The following is a 23,143-nucleotide window of genomic DNA, read 5'->3' on the forward strand; positions in this document are numbered from 1 at the left end:
GGCCTGAACCGACAGGCACGCGTTATCAGGCAGTCAACTAAGCGAAATGCTGGTGTGCGATGCGCCAGGGCGTGTCGATGACCAGACGTTCGGCCTCTCTCTCGCCCAGGATCCGGGCGGCTTGCAGGAGACCTTCTTGTAATTGGGGGGGGCGGTGATCCAGGTTGTGAGCATCAGTCGCCATAATGCTGACCACGCGATGTCTCAGCAGTTCGTGAGCCAGGTGCATTGCTCGTTCACCAAAGCGACCAGCGGCAGACGCGGCGGTCACCTGAAGCAGGCAGCCCTGCTCGATGAAGGGCTTGAGCTTGCTCGGCGTGTGCATCAGCGCCTTGTTGCGTTCCGGGTGCGCGATGATCGGTACCACGCCGTTTTCCAGCAGCCATTGGGTCAGCCGCTCGGCGCCGAAGGGCATTTCCCCGTGAGGAAATTCCAGCAGCAGCGCCTTCTTGCCTTCCCACTGACCGAGAAACGGAATGCTGCCGTCCTTCACGCGGGTCATCAGCTCGCCAGAGAAACGAACTTCTGCGGCCGCGCCGACCTTGAGGTCGATACCGGCCGCCTGCAGCGCCTCGTTGAAGCTGTTGCAGGCTGCGCGAATGCTCTCGCTGTCGTTCTCGTAGCGGCCGGCATGGATGTGCGGCGTGCAGACGATGTGGCTGATGCCGTTGGCCACGGCCATGCGGGCCATTTCCAGCGCGGTTGGCAGGTCTGCCGGACCGTCGTCGATGCCCGGCAGCAAGTGGTTATGCAGATCGATCATCAGATACCTCCCGCTGTCATGCGCTGGATTTTCATGGTTGCATCAGGCCTTGCGGTCGCTGTAACCGTAGTGGTCGTAGTAGCCGCTGTAATCGCCGGAGCGGGCCGCTTTTTCCACGTCCACCTGGTTGAGTACCACACCCATCACCGAGGCACCGCTCTGCAGCAGGTGGCCCACGCCACGCTGTGCCAGCGGGATCGAGGTCGCCTCGGACTTGATCACGTAGATGACCGAGTCGGCGAAGGTCGACAGCAGCGAGGCATCGCTGACCGCCTGGCTTGGCGGCGAATCGATGATGATGTGGTCGTAGCGCTCCTTGATCATTTCCAGGAACTTGGCGAAACGTGGCGATGCCAGCAGTTCCAGCGGGTTCGGCGGTACCGCACCGGCTGGCAGCATGTCCAGGTTGTTGCCCATGTTGTGGATGCAGTCTTCGACCTTGGCGCTGCCGGTGATCAGGTTGGCCAGGCCAGGCGTACCGACCGGGAAGTCGAAGCTCTTGGCCAGGGTCGGGCGGCGCAGGTCGGCATCGATCAGCAGCACGCGTTGCAGCTGGCTGAGGGCGAATGCCATGTTGGCCACCAGGGTGCTCTTGCCCTCGCCAGGCGACGAGGAGGTGACCACCAGAACCTTCTGCGAGCGCGAGGTATCGGCCAGCATCAGGCTGGTGCGAATGGTGCGGATCGACTCGCAGAAGCGCGCGTCCTCACCATGCTCGAAGAGGTGCGCTGCGGTGTACTTGGTGTTGGTGGAAATCAGCGGGACGATGCCGAGCACCGGCAGGTTCAGCTTGTTCTCGACGTCGTCGGCGCTCTTGAAGGTGTTGTTGAGGATGTCGCGGATCACCGCCAGGGCGATACCGAAAATCAGCGCCAGGCCGGCAGCCAGGACGATCAGCAACTTCTTGTTCGGCGCAGCGGCCTGAATGGGCGCGATGGCCTGATCGATGATCCGCGCGTTGCTGGAATTGACGTCCTGAGTGGCTGCGGTTTCGCGCAGACGGGTCATGAAGGTTTCGTACAGCGAGCGGTTGCTTTCCACGTCGCGGGTCAGCTCACGTACCTTGAACTCCTTGCGCGAGATGTCCTGGATCTGTTCCTTGTTCTTGTTGAACGAGGCATTCAGGGAGTTCTCGTTGGCGACAGCCAGCTGGTAGTTGCGCTCGATGCTCGCCACGACCTGCTCGACCTGAGCACGCAGGCTAGCCGAGGCAGCACTGAGGTCGGACTTGGCAGCGGCCATGGCCGGGTGGCGCTCGCCGTAACGGCGCGACAGCTCTTCGACCTTGGCGCGAGCGCGGGCTTCTTCCGCCTTGAATTGCTGGATCAGCGGGTTGCCCAGCACGGCAGGCACGCTGGACAGACGGCGCCAGTCGGTGGAGCCCATGGACTCGACCTGACGGAACTGGCTTTCGGCTTCGGCGCGCTGGCGACGGGCGTCGATCATGCGGTCACCGGTCAGCGACAGTTCGTTGTTGCTGATGGTCGCCACGCCGTTCACATCGACCAGGCCTTCGGCCTCGCGATAGGCTTGCAGGCGGTTCTCGGCTTCCTGCAGCGAGCTGCGCAGCTCGGTCAGGCGAGTGTTCATCCAGGTGGTAGCGGACAGCGACATTTCCATCTGCGCTTCGAGCTGGCTATCGATGTAGTTGCTGGCCAGGGAGTTGGCGATCTGCGCTGCGGTCAGGCGGTCCGGCAGTTCGACGGAAATGCTCACCAGTTGGCTCTTGCCTTCTACCCAGATGCTGGTGCGGTCCATCAGCATCTTGGTGACGATATCCAGCAGCTCGGCTTCGGTCATCGGTGTGGCCGGCTCGGGCTCATCGACCAGCCCGGTCACCGACAGCATGCCCTGCACGCTACGCACGAACCCACCGACGTTGATCAGCGGCTTGGGCTGCTGGCGCGGGTCGAAGTCCGGGTGCTCGGTGAGGTTGAGTTCGCGAACCACTTTCTCTGCAACGCCGCGGCTCTTGATCAGGCCGAGCTGGGTTTGCAGGTATTCGTTCACTGCGCCGGTGGTGTCGTAGACCTGCTGAAAGGACACCAGTTGGGTGCCTTTGGTCTCGATCATCACCGTCGATACCGCTCTGTAGACGGGCGTCATACGGGACACGGCGAGGGCGGTGACCAGCGTGATCACGACCACGAACAGCACGATGGCCCACTTGCGCATCCAGATGGCGTTCCAGATACGCCGCAGGTCGATGTAATCGCTATCTGCTTCCGACGGCGATGGCTGCCACTGTCGGATCGTTCGTGCAGGACTGTTCATATTCAGAAGAACCCTTGATCGATGGTGATGGTGTCACCCGGCTTGACCAGGGTGTCGAGCGCGGCCTTTTCCGAAGCTCGGGCTTCGCCTGAACCGCGCGCGATGGTGATGCGTTTGGTGGAAGCGCGTTCGGTCAGGCCGCCGGCCAGCGCGATGGCGCGGTCCAGGGTCAGGCCGGGTTGATACGGATAGCCGCCGGGCGCCTTCACTTCGCCGCTGATGTAGAACTCGCGGTAGGTGGTCACGCTCACGGAGACGCGGGGATCGACCAGATAGCCGTCGGCCTTCAATCTGTCGGTGATGATGCGTTCGATGTCGCCGGCAGTCTTGTCACTGGCTTCGATCGACCCCAGGAAGGGGTAGGAGAAAGTGCCTGCGTCATTGAGGCGGATTTCCTCGAACGACAGATCCGGCTCGCCGAAGACACTGATCTTGATCACGTCGCCAGAGCTCAGCCGATACTGTGGATTGGCCTGGGCAGTCGCTGCGAATGCGAGCATCAGCAGCAGCGAGAAGGCTTTGAACAGATGGTGGACTGACATCCGCTTACTCCTTGTGGTTGATTCGTCTGTGGCGCGGAAAAAAGGGCGCCACCGCTCGCCTGCAGAGGCGAACGGGAAAAGGTTGATAGGGTTGGTGACGTTGGTCGTCACCCTGTTGAGGAGGGCCCCGGTGCTAGAGGCTCAAACTCAACGACAGCTGATAGATGTTCCGGTCATAGGATTTCTCCCGCACGCTCGAATCGTTTTCGGTGTGGCGATAACCCAGTGATACATCGACCCAGCGATCCGGGGAGTAGGTGACTCCCAGGCCGTAACTGGTGCGCTCGTCCTTGCGCTCGATCGCCTTGTAGTCGCGATCGGAGAAGCGGTAGTCAAGATCCGTACGGATGAAGGCCGACCATTCGTGTTCCCAGCTCAGGCGGGTGGTGGTGTCCTGAACCGTGCTCGCACCGTCGTCGCCTTCGTCGAAGGCACGACGTGTGTTGAGTTTGACGACAGAGTAGGTGCGCGGTTCCCAGGCCACACCGACTTCCCACATCGGGCTGGTGTAATCCTCACGCGTGTTGCTGTCGAAGTTCTTGCGTTCGGCACCGAGGCGCAGGGTGCCGGAGGTCTTGGCGGTGGCTTCCCAGGTGGCGCCGAACAGTGCGGCGTCATTGGTACTGTCGCGGTTGCTGCCGCTGCGGATGTAGTCATGATCGGTGTGGCGCAGTTCGACCAGCGATCGCGTGCTGCCACCGAGGCGGTGGTACCACACGGTGTTGAACATGGTGCTGTCGCGTTCTTCGTCGGCGTTGAGTTCGCCGCTGTTGCGGTAGCGGATACCCTCGCGGTTGACGCCGAAGTCCAGCTGGTTCAACCCGCTGAGCGTACCGTAGCTGTAGGTGGCGCCAGCGACGGTGCGGTCGTACTTGTCGTTTTCATTGTCATCGGGATCCGCCAGGTCGATGGTCTCCTCGACGCGGTGATAGCCGAGGTTCCAGCGCAGGCGATTGCGCGAGTTGAATTCGAGAATGCTGCGAAAGCGCAGGTGATGGTCGGTATGACTGGCCCGATCGTCAGAGTGGTAGGTCTGGTCGTCGAATTCGTATTCGAGCTGGTAACCGCTGTTGCGCGTCTCGGCGCTGAGCAGAAACTTCGGGTTGATGCTGGTGATCCAGGAAGAACCGGCGCCGTCACGCAGGCCGCGGTAGTTGTCGTCGTAGCTCTCGGTAACGTCGAGGGTAGGCGTGAACTCGAAACCAGCCAGGTCGATGCTCGCCGGGTCGGTTGCCCAGCTGGTCGTAGACAGCGTACCTGCTAGCGAAGCCGTCAATATCTTGGTGAGTTTCATCGTGCCAAATCCCTTCCCGGGGTCGATCGCTTGAGTGGAGTGGCCGGGTGACGACGCTGCGGGACGATGGCCCGGCAGCCTCTGTTCAGTCATCTATCGCGTTGACTTGCGGCCATTTTTCATGAGTCATTGGTTGTCGGCTCAGGGAAGAAGTTCCCCGTTGGCCGTGAAACTCATCACAGGCGCCTCGATAAAAAAACACGGAACTTTTCATGCGCTTTAATGGTTCGCTCCTGCCGCCAGTGCTGCAATCGGGGGCGGCGTGCTCGGTTCTGAAAAATACGCTACCGCCCCAAGGCCATCGTTCTTGAGGGCAATGATGCGATGTCGGATGGGTTGCAGTGGCTGAGGCTCTGGGTTCAGCCCGGATAGTAGAAGTTTTGCGTTACAGGCATGTTAAGAGGTTGAGCAATATTCATGCCTGTAAAATTGAAAGTTGAGAGAGCGGGACTTTTACGCGCTTTTCTCGATTAAGTAAGCGAAGCAGCAGCATCACTCGCTGTTCGCCGTCCATGGCCAGGAAGATCGCATCCATATTGGCCAGTGGACCACTGTTTATATGCACTCTGTCTCCGGCAGTCAGTGCTTTCGCTTGCACGCTCTGCAGGCTGCGCGCTTTCAATTGCTCGATAATTGAATCATCTATTCGGCAAGGAACTCCGCAGAAGGCAACGACCCTGCTGACGCCTCGTGTCGAGCGCAAAGCTGCCCAGTTACCCTGTTCCTGCATATGCAGAAACAGGTAGCCGGGAAAGAGTGGTTGGGTGATTTGGACGCGTTTGCCTGCCCTGGTCGCCTGCGTTCTGGTGCGCGGGCAAAAGCACTCGAAACCCTGTCTGTTCAGGTGTTCCCAGGCCTTGTCGTCGTGTCGGGGCTTGCACTGGATCAGGTACCAGGCGGCTTCCGAAAACTTCACGTCGATGCTCATAGGCCTCAGCTTTCCATGCTTGCGAAGTGCCATCAATCGCTGTTCTGGCAGAGCGTCGATAGTAGGCCTTCCACACTTCATTAGGTGTAATTGCGCGACGAGTGGCGAGTTATTTCATGAGCTGAAAAATCCGACAAGTGGCTGCCGTAATTGTGCTGTCATTTTGATTTTTAGTTGCCGGAAAGGTGCATATTGGTTGCGTGTTACCCGTATCAAGGAAAGTTCCCCGGTAAGTTGCAATCGATTTTATGGCGCCTGTTTTTTGATGGTTTCGTCTTGCCTGTTACGCGTTGTCGGATGCCCTGAACGGAGCCGGTGATAACGCATCTGCATAACGGATCAGCCGAAGAAAAAAAGATTGGAGCCATGGTGGCCAATAGATATCAACTCTGATTAAGGATGATGAATCATGACGCACATATACGCAGTGGTTCTTACTTATAACCGCAAGGATTTGCTCGAGCGTTGCCTGGATGCCGTATACGCGCAAACAAGACCCTGTGATGGCGTTATCGTGATCGATAACGCCAGTAATGATGGTACGGAGCAAATGGTGCTGGATCTGGCATTGCCCGGTCTGGAGTTGTATGTGCTGTCGGATAACGTCGGAGCATCCGGTGGTTTCAATGCCGGGTTCCGCATGGCTTACCAGCGTGGCGCCGATTTCATCTGGATGATGGACGATGATGTGATTCCCAGTGCCGATGCCCTGCAGCGGCTGATCGAGGCGGATGAATCGCTGGCTGCACGGAATATCAAGCGCACCTTCCTGTTGTCGGGTGCCTACACCCAGGAGGGGCTGGTCAACAATGCGCCGTCGCTGGATCAGCGGCGCAACCGGATCGATTACGAGTGCTGGCCTGCTACCGTGGATCTGGGCGTGGTGCCGGTTTCCCGGGCGACCTTCGTGTCGATTCTGGTACCTCGCGCCACGCTGACCGAGTTCGGCGTGCCGATTTCCTCGATGTTCATCTGGGGCGAGGACACCGAGTTCACCTTGCGCGTCACTCGTAATACCCCGGGGTATCTGGTGGGCGCGAGCAAGGTGCTGCATCTGCGCCAGGAGGGTGGTGGGGCGATCAACATCCGCACCGAGAAGAGCCCTGCGCGGATCCGCTATCACCGCCACTTCGTGCGCAACGAGTTGTTCATCACCCGCAAGTACGCCAATCGTCGCCGGTTGCTGACGACCTTGAGCCACCGGCTGTGGGGAATGTTCAGATTGTTGCGCGGCGGTGAATTCTACAAAGCCCGCATCGTTCTGCAGGGGTTGCTGGAAGCCCTGGCGTTCTCGCCGCGGGTCGAGTCCGCCGATGCACCGCTGGACAGCCTGCGGGTGCAGATTCGCCGAGCCGTGGTTCCGGCATTCGAGATGACGTTACCGGTGATGTCGCTGGATATCGAGCCGGCCTCCAGCTTCCTGCAGCCGGAGATGATGCCCGCTCAGTAGAGGCGGTCGGTGCGGTCGGCCAGCAGGGGCCAGGCCGCATCCTTTTCCGAAATGGTGGTCACTGCCAGTGGCCAATCGATGCTCAGGCGCTCGTCGTTGTAGCGCAGACCGCGTTCGGCAGTCGGCGTATAAGCGCTCGACACCAGGTAACTGACTTCAACGTCATCGCTCAGGGTCTGGAACGAGTGAGCGAAGCCTGGCGGCACGTAAAGCTGCCGTTGGTTGTCGGCGCTCAGCTCGAACGCCTCGTGCTGCAGATAGGTCGAGGACTGCTCGCGCAGATCGACGATCACGTCGACGATGACGCCGCGGGTGCAGCGCACCAGCTTGGCTTCGCCATGGGGCTGCACCTGATAGTGCAGGCCGCGCAGGGTGCCGCGTCGTGCCGAGCGTGAGGTGTTCTGTTGCACGAAGTGGCTGATCAGTCCATGGCGCTCGAACTCATCCGCACAGAAGGTTCGCGCAAAGTAGCCGCGTTCGTCACCGCGCGGTTGCAGTTCGATCAGCCAGGCGTCGTTGAGTGTCGTGCTGTGAAAGATCATGGCTGCTCCTGATCGAGAAAATCGCGAAAGCGTCGAGTGCTGGCGGCGTCTGCTGCGAACAGGCATTCCTGCTCGGCGTAAAGGCGGTCGACGAGTCGCCCGCTCGGAAATTGCACGTCGTCGAAGGTCAGCGCGCTGTCCTTGGCCACTGCGCGCTTCAGCGTGCAGCCGAGTGCCAGGCCGATGGGCAGCAGGTTTTCATCGCGGATGGCGGCGATGTTCTCGGCCATGCCGTAGGTCTCGTAACCGCCGAAGTCGTCAATGCTGTCGCCTGGCCGCAGATCCTTCTTGGCCACCGTGATCACCCCCACGCTTGGCCCGCCACTGGGCGTCAGGACCGGATCGCCGAACAGCACCGCGCGGGCGACCGAGTTGGGCACCTCGAAGTGGCACAGGTGGTAAGGCGTATAAAAGCTGTAATAGGGGCCCTTGCCGAGCTTGTAGAGCTCCAGGTAATGGCGCTGCCGCGGATTTTCCAGCGTACCGATGACGAACACGCCGGGGCCCGGGCGGGCGCCCACGACGTAATCGACCAGGCCGGGTTCGTTTGCATTCAAGTGCGCTTCGAACGCGCAAATGGTGTCCTCGATGGGCACCAGTGGTGCGCCCGGATTGCCGCCGGAAAAGTCCGGGCCGAGCATGCCGCGGCGAGCTACGCGCATGCCGGTGGCGTTGGCCACGATGGCCTGCTCGAAGGAAATCTTGGTGCCATCGGCGAAAGACGCGACCATCGCCGCTTTTTGCCCCCAGCGACGCGCGAACTCCTGCTGCGTGGTCGGGTTGCGATACGGATCGTGCAAGCCTTTGATGTTGCCGCACAGCACCGGCTTGATGCCTAGCCCCGCCACGAAGCGGTAGAGATTCATCTGCACGCCTGGCTGATCGCCATCGGAAAAGGTGTAGATGACCCCAGCCTGGTCGGCCTTGTGCTTGAGGATCGGGCCGATGGTGCCGTCCAGCTCGGCGTTCATTTGCACCACGTGCTTGCCGGCTTGCAGTGCGGCGAGCACCGCGCCCGCTGCGTATTCGATGGAGCCGGTGACTTCGATGATCGCATCCAATCCTTCGGCACGAGCGAGGGCCAGAGCATCTTCGGTGACGGCTGGTGTGCCACTGGCGATGGCTCGCTCCAGCTCGGCTTGCGTGTTGCACTGCAGCGGCTCTATGCCGGCCTGGTCGTACACGCCGACCGCACCGCCGACAGTGCGATTGGCCACGGCGCACAGGCGCATGCCGGTGGTCGCCGTGAGGATCTGCAGGGCGATGCCGCTGCCCTGGAAGCCGGCGCCGATCATGCCCACGCGAATGGGGCGGCCTTCGGCTTCGCGTTTGGCCAGGGCCGTGTCAACGATGATCATCGATGCTGCTCCTTCAGTCGTTCCACTGTTTCCACGGCGCGCCACTGGCCCAGGCGGTTTCCAGGGTGATCTTGTCGCGCAGCGAGTCCATGCTCTGCCAGTAGCCCTGATGGTGGTAGCTGCCAAGCATGTCGCGCTCGACCAGGCGATCCATGGGTTCGTTTTCCCAGGTGGTCTGGTCGTCGTCGATCAGCTCGAAGACTTCCGGTTGGCAGACGAAGAAGCCGCCGTTGATCAGGCCGCCATCGGCAGCGCCTTTCTCGCGGAAGGCTTCGACGCGATTGAGGTCCTCGTTCAGACGCAGTGCGCCGTAACGCCCGGGCTGGGTCACGGCGGTAAGGGTGCACCAGCGTTTGGAGGCCTTGTGCGTCTTGACCAGTTCGCCGATGTTCACATCGCTGACGCCATCGCCGTAGGTCAGGCAGAACGGCTCGTTGCACAGCAGTGGCATGGCACGTTTGAGGCGCCCGCCGGTCATCGAGTCGGCGCCGGTATCGAGCACGGTGACGCGCCAGTCTTCGCTGACGCTCTCCAGCCAGTCGATGTTGCCGGTCTTCAGATCGATGGTGTAATCGGTGCGTTGGGCGCGGTAGTTCAGGAAGTAGTCGCGGATGTAATCGACCTTGTAGCCACCGAGTACCACGAAATCATTGAAGCCGTGGTGCGCGTACATCTTCATGATGTGCCAGATGATCGGTCGGCCACCGATCTCGACCATTGGCTTGGGACGGATCGCCGTCTCTTCGCTCAGGCGGGTGCCGAAGCCACCCGCAAAGATTGCAACCTTCATGATGGTGTTCCCCCGTGGTGAATGGACGCTGTATCAATGAGTCATGCGTGCTCTGGCTATGTGGCCGCTATGCCTAGCGTGATTGCCAGCGCAGGTCCTCGCTCAGGCGGCCACTGGCGATATGGCCTTGCAGAACCCGCAGGCGCACGAGCGGCGAGGTGCGGAACTGGCTGTCGCTGAAGTTCATGCCCTTGAGGCCCTCTACCAGCCCGCTGATCGACTTCGATAAGGTCATCTGTGGCTGATGAGCGGGAGCAAGGCTGGCGAACAGGCTGAAATCGACCTGATAGGAGCGGCTGTCGACGGGGGCTTCGGTATTGATGCTGACCTCGGTGCCGGGCAGGGCATTGGCTACCGCTGCAGCGAGGTCGCGGACCTGATGGTTGCGCTCGTCACTGCCGGTATTCACCCGCAAAACGCGCCCGCCGTTGTCGGCGTTGCGCTGGATGGCCCAGTCGATGGCCCGCGCCATGTCGGCGACATCGATCAGCGGGCGCCATGGCGAGCCATCGCTGAGCACCGTGATACGGCCTTCGCTGAGCGCGCCGGCGACGAAGTCATTGAGTACCAGGTCCAGGCGCAGTCGGTCGGACATGCCGCAGGCCGTGGCGAAGCGCAGGCTGGTGATAACCATGTCGCCAGCGATGTCGGAGAGCGCGTCTTCACTGCCGATCTTGGAGCGGGCGTAAGCGGTCATGGGGGAGACGGGATCGCTCTCCGTGCGCGGGCTGCCCTGGGCCACGCCGTACACGCTGCAACTGGAGGCGAAAACGAAGTTGCGTACCCCGGCACGTGCGGCTGCCTTGGCGATGGCGACGGTGGCGTGCTGATTGATCGTTTCGGTCACGCCGGCAAAACGATCACCCATGGGGTCGTTGGAAACGGCCGCCAGCTGCACCACGGCATCGTAGCCTTCCAGCATCTGCGGCGAGAGGTCCCGCACATCGCCGAACAGCTGCTGCGCCAGGCGCTGCTCGGGCAGTACCTGAGCATGGGTAAGGCAATGGGCGAAATAGGCGTTATCGAAGCCATGCACGATGGCTGAGGGATGGCGAGTGGTCAGTTCGCGGATGACTGCGGGGCCCACATAGCCCATGTTTCCCAGTACGAGAATTCTCATCGAGCCTTCCTTTGCAATGACTGCCCACGGGTTGGGGCGGTATCCATCGTTCGGCTGATAGTATTCCTGCGTCAGAAAAATGCTCGTTTATCTGATGAGTGGTTTTAGTGTCTATAAATGTTTGATTTTTAATGATTAATATTTATTTTCTGTTTTTATGGTCAGGTTTTTGTGGTCGAGAAGGCTCGGTCAGTTCCTGCTCGAAACGATTCCAGCACCGCTGGAGCCCGCGCGAATCGACGCGTTGAACCCTCTGGCGCGGGCTTTGTGGCGTATTTCACAATGTTGAAGAATTTCTGTCATTCCCTTGGCGGTCGTACCTCGGGATTGGCCAGTACGCATTCTTCTCCGTTGAAAAACGCCCGGGCATTGGCGAAGGCATCGCCGAAATACAGCTCGTAACCTGCTCGCTCCACATAACCGAGGTGCGGCGTGCAGAGCACGGCAGGGTGATTCAAAAGCGGGTGCGCAGGGTCGAAGATGGGTTCCTGCTCGAACACATCCAGCGCTGCAGCGCCCGGCCTGCCAAGGTTCAGTGCCTCGAGTAGGGCGCCGGGGGCGATCAGTTCCGCTCGGCTGGTATTGACCAGCAATGCGTTGGTTTTCATGAGTGACAGATCTTTGGCGGTGACCAGATGCCGAGTGCTCTCGGCGAGACGCAGGTGCAGGGTCAACACGTCGGATTCGGCGAAGAACGCTTCCCGTGATGGCGCCGCACGGTGTCCATCGGCGACCGCGGCCTGGCGCGACGCATCGCTGCCCCAGACCATTACGGGCATCTCGAACGCCTGGGCATAACGGGCCAGGCGCTGGCCGATCTTGCCGTAGCCCCAGATGCCCAGCGTCTGCCCGGCCAGGCGTTGCCCGAGGTTGACCTGCCACAACCCGTCGTACATGCCCTGCATGGCCGGGAACAACTGCCGCCTGGCATTGATGATCAGTGCCCAGGTGAGTTCGGCCGGTGCGATGGGTGAGCCGCGCCCCTCCATCACCGCCACACCATGACGGGTACAGGCATCCACATCGATATGGCTGGATACCTTGCCGGTCTGGCTGATCAATTTGAGCTTCGGTAAATGGGCGAGCAGTGCGTCGTCGATGCGCGTGCGCTCTCGGGTCAGCACCAGTGCATCGGCATCGGCGAAGCGCTCGGCCAGCAGTCGAATGTCGTCGACGGCATCGTGATAAATGCTGACCTGATGGCCTTTCAAGGTGGCGAAACAATCGAGGGTGAGGATGACGTTCTGGTAGTCATCCGGAATGACGATATGCATGGCAGGCTCCCAGGCGGTTCAGGCTCCATGGGGAGCCTGATTCGGTAATGTATCAGCCGACGCTCTGGGCCGCTGCCCTGCGGCGAGCCCGCCAGATACGCCAGTTGGGCAAGGCTATCATCAATGCCAGCAGTGCCCATACGGCCGGCTGATCGAGCCGTTCCACAGGATGCTCAGGTCTTCGTTGGAGAGCGACAGGGCGCGGTGCAGGTTCTTTTCCATCAGGTCGCCAATGGTGGGGCGAGACCAAGCAGACGCCCGCGAAGATACGGTCTTGCATTGGGGGCATGGGGAGAGCCTAACGGCGCCCCCCGGAAGGAGGTTATTCGACCAGCCCGAATTCGCGGCCCAGCTCGCGGTACTGCTGCACCTGCTTGTGTACCAGGGCTTGCAGGTCCGCACCGGCGACATACATCGGCAGTACGTCACGGTCGACCATGTAGCGCTCGAACTCGGGGGACGACTCCAGTTTGGCGAAGGCCTCGCGCCACCATTGCACGTGTTCTTCGGGAACGTCCGGGCCGAGGAAGTAGCCGCGGATCAATGGCCACTGGATCTCGTAGCCCTGTTCGCGGGCGGTGGGAATGGAAGCCAGGTCACCGGGCAGACGCTCTTCGCTGAATACCGCCAGGGTGCGGATGTCGTTGCCCTTCTGGGAGGCGATCTCGCTGGCGCTGCCGGTGACCAGATCGACGTGTTTGCCCATCAGCGCCATGTAGTGCTCGGAGCCGCCTTCGAAGGCCGCATAGCGCAGTTCGCTGGGGTCGATGCCTGCTGCCTTGGCGAGTAGCGCGATCTTCATCCAGCCCTGGCCGCCGATGCTGCCGCCACCGCCTACGACGACGCTCTTCGGGTCTTTCTTGAGCGCCTGCACGACATCGTCGAGGTTCTTGTAGGGCGAGTCGTCACGCACTGCCAGGGTGCCGTAATCGGTACCGATGGTGGTCAGCCACTGCACGGCGTTTTCGTCGAACTGGCCGTACTTGCCCAAGGCCAGGTTCAACAGCGAAGCACCGGAAAATGCGATCAGCGTGCCTGGCTCGTTACGCCGATTGGCGGCCACCGAGTTGTAGGCGACCGCGCCGATACCGCCTGGCATGTAGGTGACGCGCATCGGCGCCTTGAGCACGGCATTGTCTTTCAGGCCCGCCTGGGCAAGCTTGCAGGTGAGGTCGAAGCCGCCGCCCGGTTTGCTTGGCGCGATGCATTCTGGCCGGTGCGGCTGGTCGGCGCTGGCCTGCAGGGTGGTCAGCAGCAGTGCACCGGCGAGGGGGAGAAGAAGGCAGTTCTTGAAAGCTTTCATGGTGTTTACCTGTATTGGATTTATTGGCAGGTTTTTCACCTGGCGCCGTCTCACCAGATCGGCAGGGCGTAACTCACGATCAGGCGGTTTTCATCCATGCCGCGGGTGAAATTGGCGCGGTAGGCGGCATTGCGCCAGGTGACTTTGAGGTTCTTCAGCGGTCCTTCGGCGAATTCATAGGCCAGGTCGGTGTTGCGTTCCCACTCGCTGCCGCTGTCGCCATTCGCCAGGTCGATGCCGTTACCGCGCACGTAGCGCGTCATGAAGGTCAGGCCGGAGATGCCCACTTTGCTGAAGTCATAGTCATAGCGAACCTGCCAGGAGCGCTCATCGGGCCCGGCAAAGTCGTTGATCTGCAGAAAATTGGTCAGGTAAGGCGTTGCGCCGTCGACATAGGCGAAGCCGTCGTCACCATGCATGCGCTGGTAGGCCACGCCCAGCGCGTGGCCAGCCAGGCTGTAGGTGAACATGGCGTTGAATACCTGGTTGTCGATATCACCGACGCGTGCCTGACCTGTCTCGCTGTTGTTGAAGTAGCGCAGGTCGCTTTTCAGCTTGCCCGGGCCCAGAGCCAGGGTGTGCTGCAGGCCGAGGAAGTGCTGGCGGTAGATGTCCCTCAGCTCCCCCTGGTGGTAACTCACCTGAGTGGTCGGCGTCAGGGCATAGTCGAGGCTGGCGAAGCGCAGATGATCACTGCTCGGGCTGGCGCCGAAGCGACCGTTCTTGTTGTTCAGTGCCAGCTTGCTGGAGCCCGAGACATCGCGCTGCACCACCCGTGATATTTCGCCGAACGAGGCCGTCAGTCGGTCGATGTCCTTGCTCTGCAGCTGCCAGCCCTCGAAGGTCTGAGGCAGCAGGCGGCTGTTGCTGAACTGCAGGGTCGGCATCTTCGGCAGCAGGGTGCCTGCCTTGAGGACGCTGTCGGCGAAACGCACCTTGGCGGTCAGGCCAAGCTTGCTGTAGTCGTCCTCGGCGCGCCGATCGCCGTTGCGTGGCAGCAGGTCGGTACCCGAGCGATCCGGGGATGAGTCGAGCTTGAGGCCAAGCATGGCCAGGGCGTCCACGCCAAAACCGACGGTGCCCGGGGTGTAGCCGGATTCCATGTCGAGGATGAAACCCTGGGCCCATTCCTCACGCTTGTTCTGCCCTGGGCCGTCACGAAAGTCGCGATTGAGGTAGAAGTTGCACAGTTCCAGGTTGGCCTTGCTGTCTTCGATGAATCCGGCCGCCTGAGCGTTGCCCACCGCCAACGGCAGGCCTGTCAGGAAAGCGGGGGCGAGGGATACATAGAGCAGATTCTTTCTTGTCATTATTGTTCTCTCTCGGGGCGCGGGTGACGTCAGTTTTTCTGTGTGCCTCTTGCCGTCAGCGGCACGTAGACATCGCCGGCGAAAAGGCGCCGCGCGGTGCGTATCAGGGAGGCCTGCATGTGGTGCGGCTGGCTGTCTTCGCCAGGCTCGAGTGATACTTCTATCTGCCCGCCCGGATGTTCCAGGCGTACCAGGGCCGCACCGGTTATCGGGGCAATGTCGAACGCGACGCTTCCCGGCAGGGCACAGGCACTGGCCAGGCCGATGGCGCCGGTAGCGGCGATGGATCGATGGCAGCTGTGGGGCATGAAATAGCGGGTCGACAGCGTGCCGCCGTTGCGTGGCGGGGCGAGTAGCACGGGTTTGGGGATCACCATCTGGCTGACGTCACCGAGGCCCATGGCCTTTCCTGCCTGCAGGCGGATGCGTTCCAGGCGCTCCAGCAACGCGCTGTCGGCGTCCAGTTGTGCAGCTGTCTCGTGGCCTGTCTTGCCCAGCGCTTCGGCGTGCATGATGACCATGGGCATGGCCATGTCGATGCAGGTGGTGTCGACGCCGTCGAAGCGGTCGCGAACATTGCCGGTAGGCAACAGTGTTCCGGTCTTCGCCCCTGCGGCATCGAGAAAGGTCAGCTTGATTGGCGCAGCGCTGCCGGGAACACCATCGATGCTGGTTTCTCCCTCGTAGCGAACCTTGCCCTTGGGCGTCTGCACTTCCGAGTCGATCAACGTGTTGGTGTTGAGGTTGCGAATGCGTACCCGGGTCACTGGTGCGCAGGCGTTGACCAGGCCGTGTTCGATGGCGAATGGGCCGACGGCGCAGAGCATGTTGCCGCAGTTGGGGGCCGTGTCGACCCGGCGCTGGGCGACCATGACTTGCACGAACAGGTAGTCGACATCGGCATCCGGGTGAGGGGAGGTGCTCACGATGGCGACCTTGCTGGTCTGCGGATTGCCGCCGCCGATACCGTCTATCTCCAGCTCGTGACCCGAGCCCATGACTTTGAGCAGCAGCTCGTCTCGTTGGGCAATATCTGAAGGCAGGTGATTGGCCAGAAAAACCGGACCACGAGAAGTGCCGCCGCGCATCAGGACGCAGGGAATGGCTTGCATGATGTCTCCAGTGCAATAAATTCGCTTATTGTTGCTTTCCTTAAATGGTGGTGAGTGTGTTTTGTTTTGTAAATTGCATATATTTCAAGAACTAATGCTTTTAGTGCATTAATGCGCTGGCTAGAGGCTTCGGACGGGGCATTTTCACGGGTGGTCGCCGCGTTCTGATTAATGGACTAATCTGCCTCCCATAATAAAAGTCGTCATTGATAGGTTTTATGCATGAATTACGAGCTTCAGGATCTTCGTGCCTTCGTCAAAATTGCTGAGTTCGGCAATTTTCACGAGGCGGCCAACGCCATTCATCTGTCCCAGCCGGCGCTCACCCGACGCATGCAGAAGCTGGAGGAGGGCTTGGGCACCCAGCTGCTCGATCGCACCACGCGGCGGGTCAGCCTGACCGCCGTGGGCCGTGACTTCCTGCCCAAGGCTCGGCGCTTGCTGGATGATTTCGAACGTTCGATTCTGGGCATCCGTGAACTGGCCGAGCGTCAGTCCGGGCAGGTCACTCTGGCGTGCATTCCGACTGCGGCGTTCTACTTTCTGCCCACGGTGATCCGTGAGTTCAATCGGCAGTACCCGAAAATTCGCATCCGTATCCTCGACCTGAGCGCCCATGAAGGCCTCGAAGCCGTGCTGCGCGGCGAGGCGGATTTCGGCATCAACATGCTCAGCGGGCAGAACGCGGAGATCGATTTCACCCCGCTGGTCAACGAGCCCTTCGTGCTTGCCTGTCGACGTGACCATCCCCTGGCGGAGCAGCCTCAGGTGGCGTGGCGGGAATTGAGTGATTACCGCCTGATCGGCGTGGGGCGCTTGAGCGGCAACCGCGTGCTGCTCGACCATGGCCTGGCCCACCTCGACTGGCGGCCCAGCTGGTTCTACGAGGTTCAGCACCTGTCCACGTCTCTGGGGATGGTCGAGGCAGGCCTGGGCATCGCCGCCATGCCCAGCCTGGCGATGCCTGCCGAAGATCACCCTACGCTGGTGCAGCGCCCCCTGGTGGACCCGGTGATCAGCCGCACCCTGGGCCTGGTACGGCGCCATGGCTCGTCGCTGTCGCCGGCTGCGGAGCAATTCGTCGATACCTTGCTGCGACAGTGGCCGGGCTATACCGCGTTGGGCGGTGACAAGCCGGCGTAACCTCACACGGCGATGTTGCGTTTTTCAGCCATCCGGAAATGCCATGCTTAATGATGCGTCAAACGCATCAATCGCTTAAATCTTTGCATTTGATGGAATTGTCGGTGCGTGTAACTCTTTTGCTCAAGACATCAATCGGCCTGATTGATCAGTACAAGAGTAAGAATCATGCAGCGAATTCCCTGTGTGCTCATGCGCGGAGGCACCTCCAAAGGCCCGGTTTTTCTCGCCAGCGACTTGCCTGAGTCGGTAGAGGAGAGAAATGAAGTCCTGCTGTCGGTCATGGGCGCAGGGCATGAGCTGGAGATCGACGGCATAGGCGGTGGCAGCCCGCAGACCAGCAAGGTCGCCATCGTCAGCCCGTCCAGCCACCCGGATGCAGACGTCGACTACCTGTTCGTGCAGGTCATGGTCTCCCAGCGGCGGGTCGACACGGCGCCCAATTGCGGCAACATGCTCTGCGCCGTGGGGCCGTTCGCGGTCGAGCAGGGCCTGGTCAAGGCGGGGCCCGCTACCACTGAGGTGCGCATCAGGAATCTCAATACCGGCACTTTCGTCAGTTCCAAGGTGCAGACGCCGGGCGGTGCAGTCACCTATGCGGGCGCGACCCGCATCGATGGCGTACCAGGTGTCGCCGCGCCTATCGAGCTGACCTTTCTGGATGCTGCCGGCAGCAAGACCGGCAAGCTGTTTCCCACTGGCAATACCCGCGACCGCTTCGATGGCGTCGAAACCACCTGCATCGACATGGCCATGCCGATGGTGCTGATCGATGCCGCCAGCCTGGGCAAGACCGGCCGCGAGTCACCTGCCGAGCTCGATGCCGACCTCGACTTTCTCGCCCGGCTCGACGCCATTCGTCTGCAGGCGGGCCTGGCCATGGGGCTGGGTGATGTCAGCCAGAAAGTCATTCCGAAACCGGTGCTGCTGGCACCGGCCTCATCCGGCGGAACGATTCAGGTCAGGTATTTCATGCCCCACAACTGCCACCGCGCATTGGCCATCACCGGCTCCATCGGTCTGGCCACCGCGTGCGTCAGTCAGGGAACCGTGGCGGCGCAAATGCTCGGTCTCGATGCCAGCGAAGAGCGCATGACTCAGGTACGCATCGAACATCCAAGCGGTTCGATCGAGGTGGCGCTGGCTTACGTGGGCGAGCAGGGCGAGACCATTCGCGCGTCCGTGGTACGCACCGCCAGGCGGCTGTTTTCCGGTGAGGTGCACGCTCCGGAGGAGCGCCTGCTGGCCGGGTGACATTGCCGTCCAGTGAGGCACTGGTCTCCTGGCAAAGGTTCTACGCAGAGAGCCGTCACTGCAGCAAACGAAGCATGTAACTTGGGCAAATCCGCTTGTCGCGGATCGCCACGAGATGCTCGTCTCCAAAAACAAAAAGAGAGAACTCTATGCTCGCTTTACTCGGGTTGGCGATGGTGGTCGTGTTCACCTACATGATCATGTCGAAGCGCATGTCGCCCATCGTGGCGCTCACCTTCATTCCGATCGTTTTCGCCGTCGCAGGAGGCTTCGGCGATTCGACCGGCAAGATGATTCTCGACGGCCTGAAGATGGTCGCGCCCTCGGCGGCATTGCTGCTGTTCGCGATCCTGTTCTTCGGGCTGATGATCGACACGGGGCTGTTCGATCCGCTGATTCGCAAGATCCTGCGCAAGGTCAACGGAGATCCCGTGAAGATCGCCGTGGGCACGGCGCTGCTGTCCCTGACCGTTGCCCTGGACGGCGATGGCACCACCACCTACATGATCACCTGCGCGGCGATGTTGCCGCTGTACCGGCGCATCGGCATGAACCCCATGGTGCTCGCCACGGTTTCCATGCTGTCGCTCAGTATCATGAGTGGCATGACGCCCTGGGGCGGACCGGCGACGCGCGCCATCGCCGCACTGGGTCTCGATGCCTCCGAATACTTCATTCCCTTGCTGCCGACCATGGTGGCCGGCGCTGCCTTCGTGGTGCTGATCGCCTACGTGCTTGGCCGCAAGGAGCGCAGCCGCATCGGCAACACCGAACTGCAGACCGGCGGCGGCAACTGCTATATCGAGGAGATTCTCGGCGACCAGCCCTACAAGCGTCCTCGCTTCGTCTGGGTGAACCTGTTTCTGGTGATCGCCGTGATGACGGCGCTGGTGATGGGCGTCGCGCATGCCGCCGTGCTTTTTTTGATCGGTTTCGTGGTCGCCCTGATGATCAATTACCCGCAGCTCGACATTCAGAAGGAACGGATACTTTCCCACTCGGGAAATGCCATGACGGTGGTGCTGCTGGTCTTCGCGGCCGGCGTGTTCGCGGGGATCTTCTCGGGCACCAAGATGGTCGACGCCCTGGCGCAAAGCATCGTCAACATGATCCCGCCGTCCTGGGGCCACCTGTTCCCGCTGGTGGTGGCATTTACCAGCATGCCGTTGACCTTCGTGCTGTCGAACGATGCCTACTATTTCGGTGTGGTACCCATTCTCGCCAAGGCTGCAGCGGCCTATGGCATCGACCCGGTGGAAATCGCCCGCGCTTCGATCCTCGGGCAGCCGGTTCACCTGATGAGCCCCTTGGTGGCTTCGACCCTGTTGCTGGTCGGCATGGTGGACAAGGACATCGGCGACTTTCAGAAATCCACGGTGAAGTGGGCCGTGCTGCTGTCGCTGGGAATCACCCTGGTGGCGGTATTGACCGGGGCCATTTCATTTCTGGTCTGAGTGCATGAAGGCGCGCTGGGACGGGTGTTCCCAGCCGCCAGCTGCTGGTGGGAGAGGGTTGATGCTCGTATGGACGATGGGGCTGGGCTGGTAGTTAAGGTTTGTTATATCATAACCATTCGCTGTGCCCGGTAGACCCTCTGTCTGCCCGGCTTCCTGTCCTGGATATGCTATGACCACTGCCGCCACCACCCATCCCGTTACCTCACGCCTTACTTCCATCGACGCCCTGCGCGGGCTCGTCATCCTGTTCATGCTGCTCGACCATGTGCGCGAGACGTTTTTCCTGCACCGACAGGTACTCGACCCCATGGATGTGAGCAGTACCGAGCCTTCTCTGTTCTTCAGTCGCACCCTGGCTCACCTCTGCGCGCCGGTATTCATCTTCCTGACCGGCCTGTCGGCATTCCTGTATGGCGAGAAGGCCAATGGCCGGGCCGCGGTCAGCGCTTTCCTGTTCAAGCGCGGGCTGTTTCTGGTCGTACTGGAATTCACGCTGGTCAACTTCGCCTGGACCTTTCAGGTGCCGCCGACGGTGATCTACCTGCAGGTGATCTGGGCCATCGGCCTGAGCATGCTGGCACTGTCGCTGCTGGTATGGCTGCCGCGCGGCGTGCTGATCGTGCTGGGGCTGGTGCTGGTATGCGGTCACAACCTGCTCGATGACCTGCACTTCGCGGCCGATTCGGCGATGCACGTGCCATGGGCCATCCTGCATGATCGCGGCTGGCTGCAGGTCTCCGAAAACCTGCGTCTGCGCACCTCGTATCCGCTGTTGCCGTGGATCGGCGTGATCGCCCTGGGTTATGCCGCTGGTTCGTGGTTCGGCCGTGCTGCAGACGCCGCCGGCCGGCAGCGCCTGTTGCTCGGTTGGGGATTAGCTTCCCTGCTGGTGTTCATCGTGGTTCGTGCAGGCAACGGCTACGGCGAGAAGAGCTGGATCATGGGCAGCAACTGGCTGGAAACCCTGATGAGCATTCTCAATATCACCAAGTACCCACCGTCGCTGGCCTTCCTGTCGCTGACCCTGGGGCTGGGGCTGCTGCTGTTGCTGGCCTTCGAGCGGGCCCAAGGCAACCGCTGGCTGAAGGTGCTGACCGTTTACGGTGGCGCGCCGATGTTCTTCTACCTGCTGCACCTCTACGTGCTCAAGCTGCTGTACCTGGCGGCGGTGGCCATCTGGGGCACCAACCAGGGCGATTACTTCGGTTTCGACTCGATCGGTCCGGTGTGGCTCTGCTCGATTCTGCTCGCCGTGGTGCTGTTTCCTCCGGTGCGCTGGTTCGCGGCACTCAAGGCCCGTCGCCGCGACCTGACCTGGCTGCGTTATCTCTGAATGCCGCTCATCCGCTTGTCGGAGTGGTCGAACATCGGCTACTTGCGGCCTGTCCGTTCTGAATCACAGACAGACTGGAGCTAGCGATATGTCCACATTCGATAAGCAAGGCGGCAGTAACGTGCAGGGTTGGGAGCGTGCGCTTTCCATCGGCAGTGGTATCGCCATGGCCCGTGGCGGCCTGAAGCGCGGCGGTGTACTCGGCCTTGCTCGCGCAGCGTTCGGTGGCCTGCTGGTTGCCCGTGGCCTGAGCGGCCATTGCCGACTCAAAGGCTTCGTGGAAGACGCCCGTTCCATGCGCCCCGACGTGGATCGCATCGCAGAAACCGTCACCCGGCTGGAAAGCGAAATCGCTGAGCGGGTAAAGCCCGTCGTCAAGAAAGTCACTGACGGCGTCTGATACGCTGAGAACACGAATCGGCCCGCCATGCGCGGGCCGGTTGCGTTTGGCTCACGAGCGGAGATATAGCATGAGCAGCGAATACAGCAGCACGGCGCCGACAGCCGCCGAAGTACGGGCCAAGCCTGGTATGACCCTCATCGAATTCGGCACCGACTGGTGCGGCCATTGCCAGGCGGCGCAGCCGTTGCTGGCCAAGGTGATGCCGGACTATCCCGAAGTCACCCACCTGAAGATCGAGGACGGCAGCGGTCGACCACTGGGGCGCGCCTTCAACGTCAAGCTGTGGCCGACCCTGGTGTTCTTGCGCGACGGCGTGGAGGTCACCCGACTGATTCGCCCCACCAGCGTCAGCCCGCTGGAAGAAGCCCTTGAACAGTTGGTGGGGGAGGGCTGAACTGCACACCGCAACCCGTCACTTTCCCTGAATTTTCCCGGTAGGGGTCGAGTCAACCGAACAGACCCATACTGGAGAACGTCATGAGCACACCCAAGCAGCCAGCCACCCCTCGTGAGATCGACGATACCGAGGATCGCATGGGCTCGATCGAGCAACTGGATTTCAGCGATAGCAAGGATGAGCGCGAGGGGCGCATCGGCGACCGCCGTCCAGCGGACGAGGTGCAGCACGAATACCCGGATGAGCGCGTGCGCGACGCAGGGCAGAGTGGCGGTGAAACGCTGAAAGAGGGCCGTCATGAAGACGGTGTCAGCCTCGACGATCTGAGCCCCGAGAACCTGATCGACGATACCGGCGCACGCTCGCCGCGGGAGCGTGGCGGTGACGAGCCCGCTGACCGCGATCTGAGCGTCGTCGGCGAAGGCGATATCGGCGGCGGTTCAGGGCTAGACGAAGCCGAACTGGCCAGAAAGCGTCCGCTGGATGGCGAGCCTTGGGACGGCAAGCCGAACACCTGATGCCTCGTTGACGTGCATGGCCGCAACGGCCATGCACGTACCCCACACAATGCGCTGCGGCTTTCTCGTCAATTTGACAGCTGTGTGATTACAGGCTTACGTTTACGTAAAGGTAATCTGCGCAGGTCGCTCGCACCATGAGTCATTCCTACAGCATTTCCCAGCTGGCCCACGAACTCGGCGTCACCACCCGTACCATTCGTTTCTATGAAGAGCAGGGCATGCTCATGCCTGAGCGCAAGGGGCAGGAGCGTATCTACAGCGCCCGCGATCGGGTGACGCTGATGCTCATCCTGCGTGGCAAGCGCATCGGTTTTTCCCTCGCCGAGTGCAAGGAATTGATCGACCTCTATGACCCCGCTGGCGGCAATCGCAAGCAGCTCGACCATTTCCTGGAAAAGATCGCCGAGCGCCGCGAGCATCTCGCCCGCCAGTTGCTCGACATCCAGCAGATGCAACGTGAGCTGGACACCGCCGAACAGCGCTGCCTGACCGCCATGCAGGAGATGCCCGCCGCTTCTTGATCTGCCGCTGCCCCATCGTTTAGCGCATCCAACAACTACAACAATGGAGAGTCG

General features: G+C 61.2%; 22 protein-coding genes. 9 read left to right on the top strand and 13 right to left on the bottom strand.

Translation table 11 applies throughout. The features are described from left to right. Positions 1 to 37: 37 nt before the first annotated feature. From FHR27_RS02835 to rfaH, 5 genes are all read right to left on the bottom strand, one after another. Positions 38 to 763, bottom strand: coding sequence for a tyrosine-protein phosphatase (locus tag FHR27_RS02835; protein ID WP_042556834.1), 726 nt, complete (start codon positions 761 to 763; stop codon positions 38 to 40). Between the two features lie 42 nt (positions 764 to 805). After that, positions 806 to 3,037, bottom strand: coding sequence for a GumC family protein (locus FHR27_RS02840; protein ID WP_042556833.1), 2,232 nt, complete (start codon positions 3,035 to 3,037; stop codon positions 806 to 808). 2 nt (positions 3,038 to 3,039) lie between these two features. After that, positions 3,040 to 3,579, bottom strand: a complete 540-nt coding sequence (locus FHR27_RS02845; protein WP_042556832.1) for a polysaccharide biosynthesis/export family protein — start codon at positions 3,577 to 3,579, stop codon at positions 3,040 to 3,042. Positions 3,580 to 3,712: 133 nt separating this feature from the next. Further along, positions 3,713 to 4,873, bottom strand: a complete 1,161-nt coding sequence (locus tag FHR27_RS02850) for an outer membrane beta-barrel protein (RefSeq protein WP_042556831.1) — start codon at positions 4,871 to 4,873, stop codon at positions 3,713 to 3,715. A gap of 415 nt (positions 4,874 to 5,288) precedes the next feature. Further along, positions 5,289 to 5,801: a transcription/translation regulatory transformer protein RfaH gene (gene rfaH / locus FHR27_RS02855; protein ID WP_179537717.1), complete on the bottom strand. Its 513-nt coding sequence runs from the start codon at positions 5,799 to 5,801 to the stop codon at positions 5,289 to 5,291. A gap of 409 nt (positions 5,802 to 6,210) precedes the next feature. Between rfaH and FHR27_RS02860 the strand changes: the two genes are divergently transcribed. Next, positions 6,211 to 7,251, top strand: coding sequence for a glycosyltransferase family 2 protein (locus FHR27_RS02860; RefSeq protein WP_042556829.1), 1,041 nt, complete (start codon positions 6,211 to 6,213; stop codon positions 7,249 to 7,251). Here the strand turns inward: FHR27_RS02860 and rfbC are convergent. The 8 genes from rfbC to FHR27_RS02900 all read right to left on the bottom strand — a co-directional run bounded on the left by rfbC (position 7,245) and on the right by FHR27_RS02900 (position 16,060). Beyond that, positions 7,245 to 7,793: a dTDP-4-dehydrorhamnose 3,5-epimerase gene (gene rfbC, locus FHR27_RS02865; protein WP_042556828.1), complete on the bottom strand. Its 549-nt coding sequence runs from the start codon at positions 7,791 to 7,793 to the stop codon at positions 7,245 to 7,247. The genes FHR27_RS02860 and rfbC overlap by 7 nt on opposite strands. After that, the gene (locus FHR27_RS02870) at positions 7,790 to 9,151 is read right to left on the bottom strand and encodes an NAD(P)H-dependent oxidoreductase (protein ID WP_179537718.1); all 1,362 of its coding nucleotides are present in this window, start codon (positions 9,149 to 9,151) and stop codon (positions 7,790 to 7,792) included. Before FHR27_RS02870 ends, rfbC begins: the two co-directional genes overlap by 4 nt. Positions 9,152 to 9,164: 13 nt before the next feature. Next, positions 9,165 to 9,941 carry a glucose-1-phosphate cytidylyltransferase gene (gene rfbF / locus FHR27_RS02875; protein ID WP_179537719.1) on the bottom strand — a complete coding sequence of 259 codons (777 nt, stop codon included), beginning with the start codon at positions 9,939 to 9,941 and terminating at the stop codon, positions 9,165 to 9,167. Between the two features lie 73 nt (positions 9,942 to 10,014). Continuing rightward, on the bottom strand, positions 10,015 to 11,061 hold the full coding sequence (locus FHR27_RS02880) for an NAD-dependent epimerase/dehydratase family protein (protein ID WP_179537720.1): 1,047 nt from the start codon (positions 11,059 to 11,061) through the stop codon (positions 10,015 to 10,017). A gap of 299 nt (positions 11,062 to 11,360) precedes the next feature. Further along, positions 11,361 to 12,335, bottom strand: a complete 975-nt coding sequence (locus tag FHR27_RS02885) for a D-2-hydroxyacid dehydrogenase family protein (RefSeq protein ID WP_179537721.1) — start codon at positions 12,333 to 12,335, stop codon at positions 11,361 to 11,363. 322 nt (positions 12,336 to 12,657) lie between these two features. Beyond that, on the bottom strand, positions 12,658 to 13,638 hold the full coding sequence (locus FHR27_RS02890; RefSeq protein ID WP_179537722.1) for a Bug family tripartite tricarboxylate transporter substrate binding protein: 981 nt from the start codon (positions 13,636 to 13,638) through the stop codon (positions 12,658 to 12,660). Positions 13,639 to 13,688: 50 nt separating this feature from the next. Then, positions 13,689 to 14,948 (bottom strand): OprD family porin, encoded by a 1,260-nt coding sequence (locus FHR27_RS02895; RefSeq protein ID WP_179537723.1) that lies wholly within the window; start codon positions 14,946 to 14,948, stop codon positions 13,689 to 13,691. A 29-nt stretch (positions 14,949 to 14,977) separates the two neighbouring features. Continuing rightward, positions 14,978 to 16,060 carry a 4-oxalomesaconate tautomerase gene (locus FHR27_RS02900; RefSeq protein ID WP_179537724.1) on the bottom strand — a complete coding sequence of 361 codons (1,083 nt, stop codon included), beginning with the start codon at positions 16,058 to 16,060 and terminating at the stop codon, positions 14,978 to 14,980. Positions 16,061 to 16,282: 222 nt separating this feature from the next. Here FHR27_RS02900 and FHR27_RS02905 point away from each other — a divergent pair, with 222 nt between their 5' ends. The 8 genes from FHR27_RS02905 (at position 16,283) to FHR27_RS02940 (ending at position 23,089) form a co-directional block, all read left to right on the top strand. Further along, on the top strand, positions 16,283 to 17,203 hold the full coding sequence (locus tag FHR27_RS02905) for a LysR family transcriptional regulator (protein WP_042552684.1): 921 nt from the start codon (positions 16,283 to 16,285) through the stop codon (positions 17,201 to 17,203). A gap of 168 nt (positions 17,204 to 17,371) precedes the next feature. Further along, on the top strand, positions 17,372 to 18,457 hold the full coding sequence (locus tag FHR27_RS02910; protein WP_179537725.1) for a 4-oxalomesaconate tautomerase: 1,086 nt from the start codon (positions 17,372 to 17,374) through the stop codon (positions 18,455 to 18,457). A gap of 149 nt (positions 18,458 to 18,606) precedes the next feature. Continuing rightward, positions 18,607 to 19,911 (top strand): CitMHS family transporter, encoded by a 1,305-nt coding sequence (locus tag FHR27_RS02915; RefSeq protein WP_179537726.1) that lies wholly within the window; start codon positions 18,607 to 18,609, stop codon positions 19,909 to 19,911. 172 nt (positions 19,912 to 20,083) lie between these two features. After that, the gene (locus FHR27_RS02920) at positions 20,084 to 21,247 is read left to right on the top strand and encodes a DUF1624 domain-containing protein (RefSeq protein ID WP_179537727.1); all 1,164 of its coding nucleotides are present in this window, start codon (positions 20,084 to 20,086) and stop codon (positions 21,245 to 21,247) included. 88 nt (positions 21,248 to 21,335) lie between these two features. Next, positions 21,336 to 21,647, top strand: coding sequence for a YgaP-like transmembrane domain (locus tag FHR27_RS02925; RefSeq protein WP_042552688.1), 312 nt, complete (start codon positions 21,336 to 21,338; stop codon positions 21,645 to 21,647). A gap of 70 nt (positions 21,648 to 21,717) precedes the next feature. Beyond that, positions 21,718 to 22,044 (top strand): thioredoxin family protein, encoded by a 327-nt coding sequence (locus FHR27_RS02930; protein WP_042552689.1) that lies wholly within the window; start codon positions 21,718 to 21,720, stop codon positions 22,042 to 22,044. 83 nt (positions 22,045 to 22,127) lie between these two features. Further along, complete coding sequence (locus FHR27_RS02935; protein ID WP_179537728.1) at positions 22,128 to 22,565, top strand: phosphotransferase system, HPr-related protein; 438 nt, start codon at positions 22,128 to 22,130, stop codon at positions 22,563 to 22,565. Positions 22,566 to 22,702: 137 nt separating this feature from the next. Then, positions 22,703 to 23,089 carry a MerR family transcriptional regulator gene (locus tag FHR27_RS02940; protein ID WP_042552691.1) on the top strand — a complete coding sequence of 129 codons (387 nt, stop codon included), beginning with the start codon at positions 22,703 to 22,705 and terminating at the stop codon, positions 23,087 to 23,089. Positions 23,090 to 23,143: the final 54 nt, after the last annotated feature.

Origin of the sequence: Pseudomonas flavescens (genome assembly GCF_013408425.1) — a bacterium.
GTDB classification, from domain to species: Bacteria; Pseudomonadota; Gammaproteobacteria; order Pseudomonadales; family Pseudomonadaceae; genus Aquipseudomonas; species Aquipseudomonas fulva_A.